The following is a 14,753-nucleotide window of genomic DNA, read 5'->3' as shown; positions in this document are numbered from 1 at the left end:
AGACGCGGACCGGCCGGTCTCCCCGCGGGGAGACCGGCCGGTCGTGCTGCTCAGGAGAGCGGTGGCGACGAGGTCAGCGGGTGACCTTGACGGTCACGGCGTCCTTGCTGCCGGTGTAGTAGCCGTCGCCCTTGTAGATCACGGTCAGCTTGTTCTTGCCGACCTTGAGCGCCTTGGTGGACAGCACGGCCTTGCCCTTGCGGAGCTTGCCCTTGTCGAGGGTCTTGGTGCCCTTCTTGAGGATGACCTGGCCCGAGGGCTTCTTGTAGGCGCCGGCGACGGTCACGTTGACCTTGGCGTTGGTGCCCTTGGCGAACGACCTCTTGGCCGACTTGCCGGTGGTGGTCGAGGCGGTCTTGACGACGTCGATCGTGGTCAGCACGTCGGCGGCGTCGCTGCGGGTGCAGGTCACGTCGGCCGGCTCACCGCCGATCTGCGCGACGATGCCGAACTTCTTCGGGGTCTGCACCGGGACGGCGGTGCCGGCCGCGGGAGCCTTGAACGCGATGACCGGGGTCGTGACGTCGACCGACCAGGTGGTGTCCTCGTTCTGCGTCATGTCGGTGACGCTCGCCGCGAAGGCCTCGACCGGGATCTTGGAGTTGCCGAAGTCACCGCCGTACGCGGGGACCTCCATCTCCTGCACGCCGAGCGAGCCGAGGAGCAGCTTGAAGTTGTTGGAGATGGTGAACGTCAGGTTGGCCTCGATCGTCACCGGCAGCACCGCCGGGTCGACCGGCTGGCCGGCGTCGAGCTGCGTGACGGCGCCGATGAGCGGCACGTCGACGTCGACGGTCACGTTCTGCGGGCCGGCCGAGGTGGTGCAGGAGTAGACGTTGCTGCCGGGGGCAGCGTTCGCGGTGGTGGCGGTCGTGGTGACCAGTGCGCCGGCCGCGAGGGCCGACACGGCGCCGGCCGCGAGGACGCGGCGGGCAGGGGTGGTGAACTTCATGGGTGCTCCCTCCGAGCAGCAGGACACCAGGCCGTGCCTAGGTGTCGACGACCGTCCCTCCCTGGGCGGTCGCGGGGATGTTACCTGCTGGAAACATGCAGCGGGAGCACTTCGCGTCCTCAATTCGTCAACAACCCGGGCCGCGTCATCATGGACCCGTGACCGACCCCGCCTGGTACGCCCCCGACACCGTCCGGTTCCTGCTCGACCAGCCCGTCTGGGCCGTGGTCGGGCTGTCGGGCAACCCCGACCGGACGGCCTACCGGATCGCCGAGCTGCTGCAGCGGCGTGGCAAGCGGATCGTGCCGGTCCACCCCGCCGCGCCGACCGTCCTCGGCGAGCAGGGCTACGCCTCGCTGGCGGACATCCCGTTCCCGGTCGACGTGGTCGACGTCTTCCGCCGGTCCGAGGCGGCCGGCGAGTTCGCCGACCAGGCGGTGGCGACCGGCGCCGCCGGCGTGTGGTTCCAGCTCGGCGTCGTCGACGAGGCCGCGTTCCGGCGTACGACGCGCGCGGGTGTCGCGATGGTCATGGACACCTGCCCGGCGATCGAGTGGAGCCGGCTCGGTGCCTGACCTGCGGGTGCCGCCCGGGCCGGGCCTGCCCGAGGGCCTGCTGATCCCGGCCGCCGAGCTCCTCGAGCGGTTCAGCCGGTCCTCCGGCCCCGGCGGGCAGCACGCCAACACGACCGACACCCGGGTCGAGCTCGTCTTCGACGGGACCAGCTCCTCCGTGCTCACCGAGCGGGAGCGGGTCCGGGTCGGCCTGGTGACCGTGGTCGCCTCGGAGCACCGCTCCCAGCACCGCAACCGGGCCGCCGCCCGCGAGCGGCTCGCCGCGGCCGTCCGCGAGGCCCTGGCTCCCCCGCCGCCCCCGCGGGTGCCGACGAAGCCGTCCAAGGCCTCCCGCCGGCGCCGCATGGAGGCCAAGAAGCGGCGCGGACAGACCAAGGCGTTGCGCGGACGGGTGCGGGACTGACGCTGCGGTAGTCCGGTCGATATGTGTCGGGATCAGCCCGAGTACGAGCACACATCAACCGGACTACCGCTCCACGAGCACGAGTCCCGGCGGGTCACTCGGCGGTGTAGAGCAAGGTCGTCGGGCCGCGGCTGAGGCGGAGCTGGTCGCCGTCGACGGTCCACATCGCCGACCGGTGCATGAGCACGTCGACCTGGGGAGCCTCGAGGCGCGCGCCGTCGCCGAGGCAGCCGACGAGCGTGATCGCGACCTGGCCGAACCGCAGCCGGTCGACCCCGACCGTCACCGGGCCGCCGCCGGAGTTGCACCCGGTGTCGAACCGGACGTCGCCGTCCTCGATCCGCAGCCACGCGCGGGTCCGCCGGGGCACGGCCGTCATGCCGACCGCGTCGCCGTCGCGCTCCTCGACGCCGGTCAGCCGCCATCGGGTGCCCTCGAGCGGAGCGTCGTCGACCGCGGGCGAGGCGTCGGGCGGGAGGAACTGCACCGTCGTGTCCCCCGACCTCAGCGAGAAGCCGGCATCGAGGGTCTCCAGCACCGGTCGGGAGGTGAGGAAGTCGACCAGCCAGTCGTCCTGCTCGAACCCGTTCCCGGGGCAGCCCATCTCGGTCCCGCCGACCGAGTCGACGGTGAGCACGCCCTCGGCGTCCAGCTCGACGTCGCCGGAGAGCGTGTTGCAGGTCCCCCGGACCGTCAGCTGCGTCCCGTCGAGCGTCAGTTGGACCTCGTCTCCCAGGGCGAACGGGGTGGGGAGCACGGTCGCGACGTAGTCCCCGGAAGGGAGGCCGGCCGAGGGCGGGAAGTCGTCGGGCGGCTGCTCGCTGCCGCAGCCCGCGAGCAGCAGCACCAGTGCGGGGAGCAGCAGCCTCATGGTCGTCGGACGGGTGCCGGCTCCTGACGGTTCCGGGCCTCTCGACGGCGCAGCAGGCGCGTCGGCAGGCCGGCGACGAGCTCCAGCGGCCCGCGCCAGCGGAAGCCGGCGAAGAAGGCCCCCACCAGCGCGAGCGTGAGGACGTGGTTGCGGAAGGCGTCGGGACTGTCGGAGGGCCACACGTCGGCGCGCAGCAGCGCGTGGAGGGTGTAGAGCGTGAGCGTCATCGTGCCGGCACCGAAGACGATCGCGACCGCCCGCTCCGCGAAGGGCGGGAGCAGGCCCACCACGAGCAGGCACCCGCCGATGACGGCGAGGGCGCTGCCGATCGTGACCGCCAGGTCGAACGGCGTGGCGGAGTGGGGCGCGTCGAGCAGCAGCCGGTCCCAGCGGTCGGTGGGGGTGGTCCCGGGATAGCCGAGCGCCGCCTCGTCGAGCTCCCGCTCCGGGAAGCGCGAGGACACCAGGAGCCCCGAGAGCGCCGCCGTGCCCAGGGCCAGCGCGGCGCCTCCGACCAGCCAGGCCACCTGGAGCGACCGCCGCGTGAGGTCGGACCGGCCGATCGCCATCCCGGCGAGCAGGCAGGCCAGCCACGGCACGGCCGGGTAGTAGCCCGTGAACAGCAGCTCGGAGAGCAGCCGCACCGGCTCGGCCAGCTGGTCGAACGCGGGTGAGGAGAAGCCCCGCTCGGGCAGCTCGGGCCGCAGCAGGTGGGACAGCACCGGGACCACGAGGGCCCAGCCCGCCGCGAGCAGCGCCAGCGCCCGAGCGCGCAGCCCGACAAAGGCGAGCCCGAGCACGAACAGCACCGCGTAGTAGGTCAGGATGATCGCCAGCCCGGTCTCGTAGCCGCCGAGCCAGAGCCCCACGAGTCCGATGACCACCGCCCGCCCGACGACGCCGAGCGAGGCCAGCCAGCGGTCGCGGCCGCGCAGCGGCGTACGGCCACCGGTCAGGAAGGCGAGGGTGACCCCGGCCAGCACCGCGAAGAGGGCGGAGGCGCGGCCGCCGGCGAGGTCGTGGGGCCAGGTCTGCTCGCCGTCGGGACCGATCTCGAGGAGCAGGTGGGTGGCCACCATGCCGAGCAGGGCGAGGGCGCGCGCGACGTCGAGCCCGACGAGGCGCGCCCGGGTGGCCACGCCCTCAGAAGCCGACGCGGCGCTGCTCGCCGCGGACCACGGCCCCCTTGACCCGGGCCGACTCCCTCAGCTCGGCCTGGAAGTCGACCATGCGCTGCTGCAGCGCCGGGTCGGTCGCAGCGAGGATGCGGACGGCGAGCAGCCCGGCGTTGCGGGCGTTGCCGACCGCGACCGTGGCGACCGGGACGCCCGCCGGCATCTGCACGATCGAGAGCAGCGAGTCCATCCCGTCGAGGTGCTTGAGCGGGACCGGAACCCCGATGACGGGGAGCGGCGTGACGGCCGCCAGCATCCCGGGCAGGTGGGCCGCTCCCCCGGCGCCGGCGATGATCACCGAGATCCCCCGCCCGGCGGCCTCCCGGCCGTAGGCGAGCATCTCGTCGGGCATCCGGTGCGCCGAGACGACGTCGGCCTCGTGGGCGACGTCGAACTCCCCGAGCGCGGTCGCGGCGGCCTCCATCACGGGCCAGTCGGAGTCGGAACCCATCACGATCCCGACACGTGGGCTGTCAGTCATGACCATCACTCGCTCTCGTTGCCGAGGTCGCCCCGGAACCACGCGGCCGCGTGACGGGCGCGCTCGAGGCAGTCGTCCAGGTCGTCGCCGTAGGCGTTCACGTGACCGACCTTGCGGCCCGGCCGCAGGTCCTTGCCGTAGAGGTGGACGCGCAGCCGCGGGTCCCGCGCCAGCGCGTGGGGATAGCCGTCGTAGAGGTGGCCCACGGTGGGGTCGTCGCCACCGAGGATGTTGACCATCACGGTCCAGCGCTCACGCGGGGCCGGAGAGCCCAGCGGCAGGTCGAGGACCGCCCGCAGGTGGTTCTCGAACTGCGACGTGACCGCGCCGTCCTGGGTCCAGTGGCCGGTGTTGTGGGGCCGCATCGCGAGCTCGTTGACGAGCACCCGGCCGTCCTTCGTCTCCATCAGCTCGACGGCGAGCACGCCGGTCACGTCGAGCTCCTTGGCCACGGTCAGCGCGATGCGCTGGGCCTCGAGCGCGAGCGCCTCGTCGAGGTCGGGCGCCGGGGCGACCACCTCGTGGCAGATGCCGTCCTTCTGGGTCGAGGCCACGACGGGGTAGGCCGCGGCCTGCCCGCTCGGGGAACGGGCGACGAGCGCCGACAGCTCACGACGGAAGTCGACGAGCTCCTCCGCGAGCAGCCGTACGCCGGACGCCGCGGCCGCGGCGAAGGCCGGTTCGCACTCCTCGGCGGAGCCGACGAACCACACCCCCTTGCCGTCGTAGCCACCGCGCGTCGTCTTGAGGACGCAGGGGAAGCCGAACTCCTCGACCTCGGCGACCGAGGTGACCACGGCGTTGCGGGGGCACGGGAGGCCGAGCGCACCGAGCCGCTCCCGCATCACCGCCTTGTCCTGGGCGTGGACCAGCGCGTGGGGCCCGGGGTGGACGGCCAGCCCGTCGTCCTCGAGCGCGTGGAGGTGGTCGGTCGGGACGTGCTCGTGGTCGAAGGTGACCACCGCACAGCCGTCGGTGACCTTCCGGAGGGTGTCGAGGTCGCGGTAGTCGCCGACGAGCTGGTCGGGCACCACCTGGGCGGCGGAGACCCCCTCGGCCTCGGCAAGCAGCCGGAGCGGGAGGCCCATCGCGGCGGCGGGCTCGGCCATCATCCGGGCCAGCTGTCCACCACCGATGACGGCGAGACGGGGCGCTGCTTCGGGCACGCCCCGAACCCTATCCGCGCAGCCCTCGCTGAGGGTCGCGGGTCTCGAAGCGCAGGCCACGGCCACGCACGGTCGTGATCAGGCGCGGCCGGCGGCTGTCGTCACCGAGCTTGCGGCGTACCCACCCGAGGTGGACGTCGATCGTCTTCGAGGACGTCCAGAAGGTCGTCTCCCACACGTCGCGCATCAGGTCGTCGCGGGAGACGAGCTCGCCGGCGCGCCGCATCAGCGCGTGGAGCAGGTCGAACTCCTTGCGCGACAGCTCGACCTCGTCGTTGCTCACCCAGACCCGTCGGTCGTCGGGGTCGAGTCGCACGTCCTGCACCGTCAGCACGGATCGCAGGGTAGGGAGCCGGAGCGGTCCAGACCGGCGGAACCGGAGGAAGTTCATCCGATCGGACACCCGGGTGCCACCCGAGCGGGTCAGTGGCGGCGGACGGTGAGCGGTTCGACCAGCCCGAAGCCCCGGACGGGACGGGCCGGGAGGCGGCGGGTCTCGAACTGGTCGCCCGGGAGCCGGTCGGCCGTCTCCTGGTCGACGATGATCCGGTTGCGACGTGCCACGGCGGTCAGCCGGGACGCCATGTTGACCGGCGGCCCGAAGACGTCGCCCATCCGCATCACCACTGCGCCGCTGGCGAGGCCGACCCTCACCTCCGGCATCCGGGGGTCGCGACCGATGACGTGGATGATCCCCGCGGCGATCTCGTAGGCCGCGATCGGGTCGTCGTGGACGAACAGGACGGAGTCGCCGATGCTCTTGATCACGCGGCCCCGCTGGGCCGCCACGACGTCGGAGCACCGCGACTCGAAGACCTCCACGAGCTCGCCGATGCGCTCGCGCGACACCTCGTTGGACAACGCGGTGAAGGAGACGATGTCGGCGAAGCCCACCGTCAGCTGGGTGGTGCGGAGGTCGTCCTCGCTGGCCCCGAGCGCCTCGAGCCGGGCCACCGCCGCGGCGAGGTGGCGACGCCAGGCGTAGGCGAGCAGCTCCTCGAAGGGCGGGTTGAGGTCCTCGACGAGCCGCATCGCGGTCTCGGTGCGCGACCCGGTCGACGCCTCGCTGCGCTCGAGGTCCTGGACGCGGTGGAGCAGCGTCCCGACCTCCCAGTCGGCGAGCCGCGCCATCGTCTGGCCCATCGCGCGCGTCAGCATCACCGCGGTGTCGACGTCGATGACTCCCGAGGACACCAGCCGGTTGAGCGTCGAGACCGCGTCGACGTCGTGGGGGGTGAAGGCGACCTCGGTGCCGTGCTCGGGGAAGCCGAGGGCGCGCCAGAGGCGACGCAGCTCCTCCAGGGTCACGCCGGTCTCGTCCGCGACCTCCTGGGCGGTGTGGACCGGCGGGCCCCCGAGGATCGCCTGCTCGAGCGAGCGCTCCGTGCCTCCGGTCGCCTCGTCAGGCACCGTCGTCGGCCCGGTCGGGTGCCGGGCTGCCGTGGCCGGCGTGGCGGTCGAGCTCGGCAGCGACCATCTTCTGGACCTCCTCCACGCGCGGGATGTCGTGGAGCAGGACGTGGCCGTGCTCGCTGGCATCGGTCACGACGAGCGTGCCGCAGCCGAACACGCGGTCGATGATGCCGATCTCGAAGTCGACGCCGCTGATCCGGTTGAGCGGGATCGTCCGACCCTCCTTGGCGATGAAGCCGGAGCGCTTCATGAAGCGGCGGTTGGTGAAGGTGTAGGTCGTGGTCGCCCAGGCGACGAACGGGCGCACCGCCCACCAGAGGATGCCGACCCCGACGAGGACCCAGACGACGATGTGGAGCACCGCGCCCGCGGACCCGGACCCCACCTGCTGGAGGAACGCGCCGACGGCGAGCAGGACGACCGTCACGAGGAGGGGCAGCAGCAGCGCCTTCGGGTGCGTGCGCGAGGAGACGACGACGTGCTCGCCGTCGTTCAGCAGCTTCGGGTTGATGGCCACGGACCGATCATGACACCGATCACGGTGGAGGTCAGGCGCCGGTAGGGCGCACGTGCACCACATCGCCGGCCGCCACCGCCCGGCCGGCCACGACCAGCCTTCCCGCGCCGTCCACGTCCTCCGCCACGCCGACGAGCTCCTCGCCCCCGGGCAGGAGCACCCGCACCTGACGGCCGACCGTCACGCACGCGTCGAGGTACGCCGCGCGCAGGGCCGGGCCGCCGCCGGACTGCCAGGCGGCGTACTCCTCGTGGAGGCGGGTGACCAGCGAGGCGAGCAGCCCGGTGCGGTCGGGTGCCGTCCCCGTGGCCAGCGTGACCGACGTGGCGGTGGCCACCGGCAGCTCCTCCCGGGTCTGGTCGACGTTGAGGCCGATGCCGAGCACCGCGGCCGGCCCGGTCGGGGTCTCGACCCTCTCGGCGAGGATGCCGGCGAGCTTGTGGTCGCCGACCATCACGTCGTTCGGCCACTTCAGGCCGGCGTCGACACCGTGCTCGCGGAGGGCACGGACCGCGGCGACGCCCGCCACCAGCGGCAGCCACGGCCACTCGGCCCCGGGCCGCGTCGGCCGCCACAGCACCGAGAAGGTCAGCGCGGCCCGGTCGGGGGTCTCCCAGGTCCGGTCGAGCCGGCCGCGGCCGGCGACCTGGTGCTCGGTCGCGACGACCAGCCCGGCGTGCGCGCCCTCGCGGGCGCGGTCGGCGACCAGCGCGTTGGTGGACCCGGTCTGCGCCACGACCTCGACGCCGAGGGGTGTGAGCCGGGCAACGTCGAGGGGAGGTCGCACGGGGTCTAGCCTGTCACGGGTGAGCGCGCAGACGACGCCCGGTGAGGGCACCGACGTTCCCGACGACATCGACACGCACACCACTGCGGGCAAGCTCGCGGACCTCGAGCGGCGGCTCGACGAGGCGGTGCACGCGGGCTCGGCGAAGGCAGTCGAGAAGCAGCACGCGAAGGGCCGCAAGACCGCCCGCGAGCGGATCGAGATGCTCTTCGACGAGGGCTCCTTCGTCGAGCTCGACGAGCTGGCCCGCCACCGCTCCACGGCGTTCGGGCTGGAGAAGAACCGGCCCTACGGCGACGGCGTGGTGACCGGCTACGGCACCGTCGACGGCCGTCAGGTCTGCGTCTTCAGCCAGGACTTCACCGTCTTCGGCGGGTCCCTCGGCGAGGTCTACGGCGAGAAGATCACCAAGGTGATGGACCTCGCCATCAAGACCGGCTGCCCGATCATCGGCATCAACGAGGGCGCCGGGGCGCGGATCCAGGAGGGCGTGGTCAGCCTCGGCCTCTACGGCGAGATCTTCCGCCGCAACGTGCACGCCTCCGGCGTCATCCCCCAGATCTCGATGATCATGGGCAACTGCGCCGGCGGCCACGTCTACTCCCCCGCCGTCACCGACTTCACCGTGATGGTCGACCAGACCTCGGCGATGTTCATCACCGGCCCCGACGTCATCAAGACCGTCACCGGCGAGGACGTCTCGATGGAGGACCTCGGTGGCGCGCGTACCCACAACACCAAGTCGGGCAACGCCCACTACATGGGCTCCGACGAGGAGGACGCGATCGAGTACGTCAAGACGCTGCTCTCCTTCCTCCCCCAGAACAACCTCGACCCCGCACCGACCTTCGACGAGCCGGCCGACGCCGACGTCACCGACCTCGACCGCACGCTCGACACGCTGATCCCCGACGGCGCCAACCAGCCCTACGACATGCACGACGTCATCACCGCGGTGCTCGATGACGAGGACTTCCTCGAGGTGCAGTCGATGTTCGCGCCGAACATCCTCGTCGGCTTCGGCCGCGTCGAGGGCCAGTCGGTCGGCGTCGTCGCCAACCAGCCGCTCCAGCTCGCCGGCACCCTCGACATCGACGCCTCCGAGAAGGCGGCGCGCTTCGTGCGGTTCTGCGACGCCTTCAACATCCCGGTGCTGACGTTCGTCGACGTCCCCGGCTTCCTGCCCGGCACCGACCAGGAGTGGGACGGCATCATCCGGCGCGGCGCCAAGCTGATCTACGCCTACGCCGAGGCGACCGTCCCGCTGGTCACCGTCATCACCCGCAAGGCCTACGGCGGTGCCTACGACGTCATGGGCTCCAAGCACCTCGGCGCCGACATCAACGTCGCCTGGCCCACCGCCCAGATCGCCGTCATGGGCGCCCAGGGCGCGGTCAACATCCTCCACCGCAAGACGATCGCGGCCGCCCAGGAGGCCGGGGAGGACGTCGAGGCCAAGCGAGCCGAGCTGATCGACGACTACGAGCAGACCCTCGCCAACCCCTACATCGCGGCCGAGCGCGGCTACGTCGACGCCGTCATCAGCCCCCACGAGACCCGGCTCGAGGTCGTCAAGGCGCTGCGGCTGCTGCGCACCAAGCGCGAGACGCTCCCGCCCAAGAAGCACGGGAACATCCCGCTGTGATGGCCACCGAGAGCGACACCCCGGAGCAGCCGCTGCTGCGGATCGTCACGCCCGACACCACGCCGGAGGAGGTGGCGGCGATCGTCGCCGTCCTCGCGGCGGTCGCGTCCTCGGGCGAGGCGCCCGCGCCGCGGCGTACGCCGGAGTGGAACCGGCCCGCGCGGCTGACCCGCGAGACCCACCGCCACGGCCCCGGCGCCTGGCGCTCCTCCGGCCTTCCCCGCTGAGCCGTCGTACCCGACCTGAGCGTCGTCATCCTCGCGGATGACGACCGTGGTGCCGGGTACGACGACGTCGGTGATCAGGGCAGCTGCGGTGCGGGGACGGTGAGGCCCGTCGGGACCTGCATCGTGAACGGCGACGGCGCCTCGCGGACGACGACGTCCGGGTAGACCATCTTCTGGTAGCGCAGCGTGAGGGAGAACTTCTTCACGTCGTACCAGTTGCGGTTGGCGGTGCCGAGGCCCCAGATGATCACCGGTCGCCCGTTGTCCACCACGATGAACGGCTTGGCCGAGGTCTTGCGGCCGGCGTGCGTGCCGAGGCTGCTGCCCATCGTCTTAGCCTTGGCCCAGGAGCCGTCCTTCCAGTACTGGAGGATCGCCTTGCTGCCGCGTCGCTTCTCGGCGTTCCCACCCCAGGTCCTGATCTGCATGGAGCCGTAGAACCAGCCGCGCTGACGGTCCTTGAACGCCTCGGGCACGTAGACCCCGTGGACGGTCGAGACGACGCTCGGCACGCCGGTCCGGCCGCAGCGGGTGTTGGCGTAGTAGCCCAGCGAGCCGGCCCAGCCGCGGACCCTGCCCTTGAGGGTCGAGCAGCGGCGCACGTCCTTGCCGATCATCGACGGCTTCGCCTTGATCCAGCCGCGTGCGGTGCGGTCGACCAGGCGACCCTCGTCGAGGGAGATCGAGCGCGAGTCGGTCGCCGAGGTGTTGCCGGCCTCGTCGACGGCCGTCATCTCGAGCACGTAGTCACCGCCGGGGAGCGTGCCGCCGACGAAGTCGCCGCCGTCCCACTCCCAGCCGATGGTCGCGCCGCTCTCCACATCGGTGGAGGTCCTCTCGGCGACGGAGGTCCCCACGCCGTCGCGGATCACCACGTGGACGTCGAGCATGGTGTCGACGGCGTCGGAGGCCGTGTAGACGACGAGCGCGGTGTCCCGGTAGCCGTCGACGGCCGGGTAGAGCTTCGACGGCGCGCTGTCGATGGTGATCGCAGGGACGGTGTCGTCGGGCGGCGGCTCGGCAGAGGCCGGGCTGAGGGTGGAGGCCGCCAGGCCGAGGGCGAGGGCGGCGGGCAGGGCAAGACTGGGCAGGCGCGTCACGCGCATGGTGCTCCCCCGTGTGTCGTGAAAGCCGGTCGCCGGTCGACCGGGCCGGCGCAACCTAGCACCGCACGGACGCCCACGGATGCGGAACCATGGAGTCGTGAGCAACTCGATCACCGACGTCCCGGGCATCCGGGTGGGACAGGCCGAGCGCACCGGCGAGGGCTGGCTGACCGGGGTCACCGTCGTGCTCGCCCCGGAGGGTGGCGCGGTCGGCGGCGTCGACGTGCGCGGCGGCGGACCGGGCACCCGCGAGACCGACCTCCTCGATCCCCGCAACGCCGTCGAGCGGGTCGACGCCGTCGTGCTCACCGGCGGTTCTGCGCCCGGGCTCGCCGCGGTCGACGGCGTCGTCCAGCGACTGCTGTCGGCCGGGATCGGCTATCCGGTCGGGGGGCCGGGCGAGGTGGTGCCGATCGTCCCGGCCGCCGTCGTCTTCGACCTCGGCCGCGGTGGTGTCTTCGGCCACCACCCCGACGCGACCCTCGGCTCCGAGGCGTACGACGCCGCGCTGGCCGGTCCGCGGGTGGCCGAGGGCAGCCGCGGGGCCGGCACGGGCTGCCGCGTCGGCGGGCTCAAGGGCGGGGTGGGCACCGCCTCGACCGTGCTGCCCGACGGCACCGTCGTCGGCGCGCTGGCGGTCGTCAACGCCGTCGGATCGGCGGTCGACCCAGCGACGGGCGAGCTCTACGCCGCCCGCCACTGCGAGCCCCGGGACCTGGCCGGGCTCCGGCGACCCGACCCCGCCGACGTGGCCGCTGCGCGCGACCGGGCGGCAGCCCAGCCCCCACCGCAACCACCGCTGGCGACGACCCTCGTGGTCCTCGCCACCGACGCCACCCTCACCAAGGCCCAGTGCCAGAAGATCAGCGGCATCGGCCACGACGGGCTGGCCCGTGCGATCGACCCGGTCCACACGATGTTCGACGGCGACACCGTCTTCACCCTCGCGACCGGTCGTCGGCCTGCCCCGGACCGGGTCGGGTTCCACGCGCTGCTCGTCGCCGCGGCGACCACCGTCACCCGGGCCGTCGCGCGCGGGGTCCTCACCGCGGACTCGGCGGGAGGGATGCGCGGATATCGGGACGCCTTCCCGACCGCCTCCGCACTAGGGTCGTCCGGGTGACAGCCGTTTCGAGCGACCGCCGGGTCGACGTCATCGCTGACCGCTTCGTCGAGGACTACGCCGCCCTCGCCCCGATCACCGCCACCTTCATCGGCATCGACGGTCACGATGACCGGCTGACCGACTGGTCCCCCGACGGCTTCGGGGCCCGGGAGGAGCTGACCCGTCGCGCGCTCGCGGACATGCGCGCGACCACCCCCGTCGACGAGCGGGAGGAGGTCGCCCGCGACGCCTTCCTCGAGCGGATCGGCCTCGACGTCGAGATCACCGAGGCCGGCCTCGGCCGCTCGGAGCTCAACGTCCTCGCGAGCCCGCTCCACGGCACCCGCCAGGTCTTCGACCTGATGCCGACCGAGACCGAGGACGACTGGGCGGACGTCGCAGCGCGGCTCGCGGCCTTCCCGGGAGCCCTGGCCGGCTATCGCGCGACGCTGGCGGAGGAGACCGCCGCCGGCCGGGTCAGCGCCGCCCGGCAGTATCGCGAGGTGGCGGCCCAGATCCGCACCTGGACCGGGCGGACCGGCGAGGGCGGCGACATCTTCGGCCAGCTCGCCGCGCGCTGCGACGTACCCGCGCTCCGTGACGACCTCGCCCGCCACGCGGCGGCCGCCAACGAGTCGCTGGAGGAGATGGCCCGGTTCCTCGCGTCCGAGGTCCTCCCCCACGCCCGGGAGCGGGACGCCGTGGGGCGCGACCACTACGCGCTGCTGTCCCGCAAGTTCCTCGGGGCGACGGTCGACCTCGAGGAGACCTACGCGTGGGGCTGGGAGGAGCTCAAGCGGCTCGCCGACGACATGGCGGCGACGGCCGACCGGATCCTCCCCGGCGCCGGCGCGCGGGAGGCCATCGACCACCTCGAGGCCGACGAGTCCCGCAAGGTCCACGGCCGCGAGGCGTTCCGGGCGTGGATGCAGGACCTCGCCGACCGCACCATCGACGCGATGGCCGGGGTCCACTTCGACATCCCCGAGCCGATCCGCCGCATCGAGTGCAGGCTCGCGCCGACCAACGACGGGGGCATCTACTACACCGGCCCCTCGGAGGACTTCAGCCGACCCGGCCGCATGTGGTGGTCGGTCCCCGACGGCATCGATGACTTCTCGCCGTGGCGCGAGGTCACCACCGTCTTCCACGAGGGCGTGCCGGGCCACCACCTGCAGGTCGCCCAGACCGCCTACCGCAGCGAGCTGCTGAACCGGTGGCAGCGGCTGATGTGCTGGGTCAGCGGCCACGGCGAGGGCTGGGCGCTCTACGCGGAGCGGCTGATGGACGACCTCGGCCACCTCGACGACCCCGCCGACCGGATGGGGATGCTCGACGCCCAGAGCCTCCGCGCGGCGCGCGTGATCGTCGACATCGGGATGCACCTCGAGCTCGAGATCCCCCGCGACAACCCGTTCGGGTTCCGCCCCGGCGAGACGTGGAACGGCGCCCTCGGGCTCGAGTTCATGCTCCAGCACAGCGCGATGGAGGAGGCGTTCCTGCGGTTCGAGGTCAACCGCTACCTCGGCTGGCCTGGCCAGGCGCCGTCCTACAAGGTCGGCGAGCGGATCTGGCTCGAGGCGCGCGAGCAGGCGCGGGCCCGCGCCGGTGATGCGTTCGACCTCAAGACGTTCCACCGGCAGGCGCTCGACCTTGGCTCGATCGGCCTCGAGCCGCTGCAGCGGGCGCTGGGGCGCCTGTGAAGCTCGTCCTCGCCTCCCAGTCCCCTGCCCGGCTCTCGGTGCTGCGCTCGGCCGGGATCGAGCCGGTCGTCATCGTCTCCGGTGTCGACGAGTCCCGGCTCGACGGCCTCCCGCCCGACGAGCTCGCGCTCCAGCTCGCCGAGCTCAAGTGCGCCGCCGTGGCCGGCCGCGACGACGTCCCGGAGGGTGCGTTGGTCGTCGGCTGCGACTCGGTCCTCGACCTCGGGGGCGAGGCCCTCGGCAAGCCCGAGGACGCCGCCGACGCCGTACGCCGGTGGCAGGCGATGCGCGGCCGGTCGGGCGTCCTCCACACCGGCCACTGCCTGCGCGACACCGCCACCGGCCACGTCGCGGCCGCCGTCGGCTCGACGACGGTCCACTTCGCCGACGTCACCGACGAGGAGATCGCGGCCTACGTCGCGACCGGTGAGCCGCTCCACGTGGCCGGCGCCTTCACCGTCGACGGACTCGGGGCTGCGTTCATCACCGGCATCGAGGGCGACCACCACAACGTCGTCGGCCTCAGCCTGCCCCTCCTCCGCGACCTCGTCGCCGAGCTCGGCCACGCCTGGCCCGACCTCTGGTCAGGTCGAGTCGCGGACGTGTGACCGTCGAGTCGCGGATTCG

At 72.7% G+C, this 14,753-nt stretch carries 17 protein-coding genes; 7 read left to right on the top strand and 10 right to left on the bottom strand.

The features are described 5' to 3' along the window. Window positions 1–73 precede the first annotated feature (73 nt). Window positions 74–952, bottom strand: coding sequence for an Ig-like domain-containing protein (locus tag ABD091_RS15180; protein WP_343919917.1), 879 nt, complete (start codon window positions 950–952; stop codon window positions 74–76). Window positions 953–1,110: 158 nt separating this feature from the next. Here ABD091_RS15180 and ABD091_RS15175 point away from each other — a divergent pair, with 158 nt between their 5' ends. Together ABD091_RS15175 and arfB are read left to right on the top strand one after the other, a co-directional pair. After that, window positions 1,111–1,527 (top strand): CoA-binding protein, encoded by a 417-nt coding sequence (locus ABD091_RS15175; protein WP_343919915.1) that lies wholly within the window; start codon window positions 1,111–1,113, stop codon window positions 1,525–1,527. Then, window positions 1,520–1,930 (top strand): alternative ribosome rescue aminoacyl-tRNA hydrolase ArfB, encoded by a 411-nt coding sequence (gene arfB / locus ABD091_RS15170; protein ID WP_343919913.1) that lies wholly within the window; start codon window positions 1,520–1,522, stop codon window positions 1,928–1,930. Before ABD091_RS15175 ends, arfB begins: the two co-directional genes overlap by 8 nt. A gap of 94 nt (window positions 1,931–2,024) precedes the next feature. Here the strand turns inward: arfB and ABD091_RS15165 are convergent, their stop codons facing one another. The 8 genes from ABD091_RS15165 to ABD091_RS15130 form a co-directional block, all read right to left on the bottom strand. Then, window positions 2,025–2,801: an META domain-containing protein gene (locus tag ABD091_RS15165; protein ID WP_343919911.1), complete on the bottom strand. Its 777-nt coding sequence runs from the start codon at window positions 2,799–2,801 to the stop codon at window positions 2,025–2,027. Continuing rightward, window positions 2,798–3,940 carry a heparan-alpha-glucosaminide N-acetyltransferase domain-containing protein gene (locus tag ABD091_RS15160; protein WP_343919909.1) on the bottom strand — a complete coding sequence of 381 codons (1,143 nt, stop codon included), beginning with the start codon at window positions 3,938–3,940 and terminating at the stop codon, window positions 2,798–2,800. The genes ABD091_RS15165 and ABD091_RS15160 overlap by 4 nt, the downstream gene beginning before the upstream one ends. Before the next feature lie 4 nt (window positions 3,941–3,944). Continuing rightward, window positions 3,945–4,457, bottom strand: coding sequence for a 5-(carboxyamino)imidazole ribonucleotide mutase (gene purE, locus ABD091_RS15155; protein ID WP_343919907.1), 513 nt, complete (start codon window positions 4,455–4,457; stop codon window positions 3,945–3,947). Between the two features lie 5 nt (window positions 4,458–4,462). Next, entirely contained in the window at window positions 4,463–5,623 is a 1,161-nt protein-coding gene (locus ABD091_RS15150; protein ID WP_343919905.1) for a 5-(carboxyamino)imidazole ribonucleotide synthase, read from the bottom strand. 10 nt (window positions 5,624–5,633) lie between these two features. After that, window positions 5,634–5,957 (bottom strand): winged helix-turn-helix domain-containing protein, encoded by a 324-nt coding sequence (locus tag ABD091_RS15145; RefSeq protein ID WP_343919903.1) that lies wholly within the window; start codon window positions 5,955–5,957, stop codon window positions 5,634–5,636. Between the two features lie 89 nt (window positions 5,958–6,046). Next, entirely contained in the window at window positions 6,047–7,033 is a 987-nt protein-coding gene (locus ABD091_RS15140; protein ID WP_343919901.1) for an adenylate/guanylate cyclase domain-containing protein, read from the bottom strand. Beyond that, window positions 7,026–7,553, bottom strand: coding sequence for a PH domain-containing protein (locus ABD091_RS15135; protein ID WP_343919899.1), 528 nt, complete (start codon window positions 7,551–7,553; stop codon window positions 7,026–7,028). Before ABD091_RS15135 ends, ABD091_RS15140 begins: the two co-directional genes overlap by 8 nt. A gap of 31 nt (window positions 7,554–7,584) precedes the next feature. Next, window positions 7,585–8,340 (bottom strand): biotin--[acetyl-CoA-carboxylase] ligase, encoded by a 756-nt coding sequence (locus tag ABD091_RS15130; RefSeq protein ID WP_343919897.1) that lies wholly within the window; start codon window positions 8,338–8,340, stop codon window positions 7,585–7,587. Window positions 8,341–8,359: 19 nt separating this feature from the next. Between ABD091_RS15130 and ABD091_RS15125 the strand changes: the two genes are divergently transcribed. Together ABD091_RS15125 and ABD091_RS15120 are read left to right on the top strand one after the other, a co-directional pair. Further along, window positions 8,360–9,985, top strand: a complete 1,626-nt coding sequence (locus ABD091_RS15125; protein ID WP_343919895.1) for an acyl-CoA carboxylase subunit beta — start codon at window positions 8,360–8,362, stop codon at window positions 9,983–9,985. Further along, entirely contained in the window at window positions 9,985–10,212 is a 228-nt protein-coding gene (locus tag ABD091_RS15120) for an acyl-CoA carboxylase epsilon subunit (RefSeq protein WP_343919893.1), read from the top strand. Before ABD091_RS15125 ends, ABD091_RS15120 begins: the two co-directional genes overlap by 1 nt. Before the next feature lie 74 nt (window positions 10,213–10,286). Here the strand turns inward: ABD091_RS15120 and ABD091_RS15115 are convergent, their stop codons facing one another. After that, window positions 10,287–11,312, bottom strand: coding sequence for a hypothetical protein (locus ABD091_RS15115; RefSeq protein WP_343919891.1), 1,026 nt, complete (start codon window positions 11,310–11,312; stop codon window positions 10,287–10,289). Window positions 11,313–11,415: 103 nt separating this feature from the next. On the opposite strand from ABD091_RS15115, the gene ABD091_RS15110 reads away from it, so the two are divergent. Genes ABD091_RS15110 through ABD091_RS15100 form a run of 3 tightly spaced genes read left to right on the top strand, consistent with a single transcriptional unit; the run spans window position 11,416 to window position 14,734 of the window. Continuing rightward, entirely contained in the window at window positions 11,416–12,441 is a 1,026-nt protein-coding gene (locus ABD091_RS15110) for a P1 family peptidase (protein WP_343919889.1), read from the top strand. Further along, window positions 12,438–14,126, top strand: a complete 1,689-nt coding sequence (locus tag ABD091_RS15105; RefSeq protein WP_343919887.1) for a DUF885 domain-containing protein — start codon at window positions 12,438–12,440, stop codon at window positions 14,124–14,126. The genes ABD091_RS15110 and ABD091_RS15105 overlap by 4 nt, the downstream gene beginning before the upstream one ends. Further along, window positions 14,123–14,734: a Maf family protein gene (locus ABD091_RS15100; protein WP_343919885.1), complete on the top strand. Its 612-nt coding sequence runs from the start codon at window positions 14,123–14,125 to the stop codon at window positions 14,732–14,734. The genes ABD091_RS15105 and ABD091_RS15100 overlap by 4 nt, the downstream gene beginning before the upstream one ends. Window positions 14,735–14,753: the final 19 nt, after the last annotated feature.

The organism is Nocardioides aestuarii (assembly GCF_039527245.1).
GTDB lineage: Bacteria > Actinomycetota > Actinomycetes > Propionibacteriales > Nocardioidaceae > Nocardioides > Nocardioides aestuarii.
The sequence above is the reverse complement of the archived record's forward strand: the minus strand, read 5'-3'. Positions and strand labels throughout refer to the sequence as shown.

Excerpts from the sequence above, each read along its gene's own strand:
- ABD091_RS15180 (WP_343919917.1), bottom strand. The coding sequence starts at position 952 with ATGAAGTTCACCACCCCTGCCCGCCGCGTCCTCGCGGCCGGCGCCGTG.
- ABD091_RS15165 (WP_343919911.1), bottom strand. The coding sequence starts at position 2,801 with ATGAGGCTGCTGCTCCCCGCACTGGTGCTGCTGCTCGCGGGCTGCGGC.
- purE (WP_343919907.1), bottom strand. The coding sequence starts at position 4,457 with ATGACTGACAGCCCACGTGTCGGGATCGTGATGGGTTCCGACTCCGAC.
- ABD091_RS15120 (WP_343919893.1), top strand. The coding sequence starts at position 9,985 with ATGGCCACCGAGAGCGACACCCCGGAGCAGCCGCTGCTGCGGATCGTC.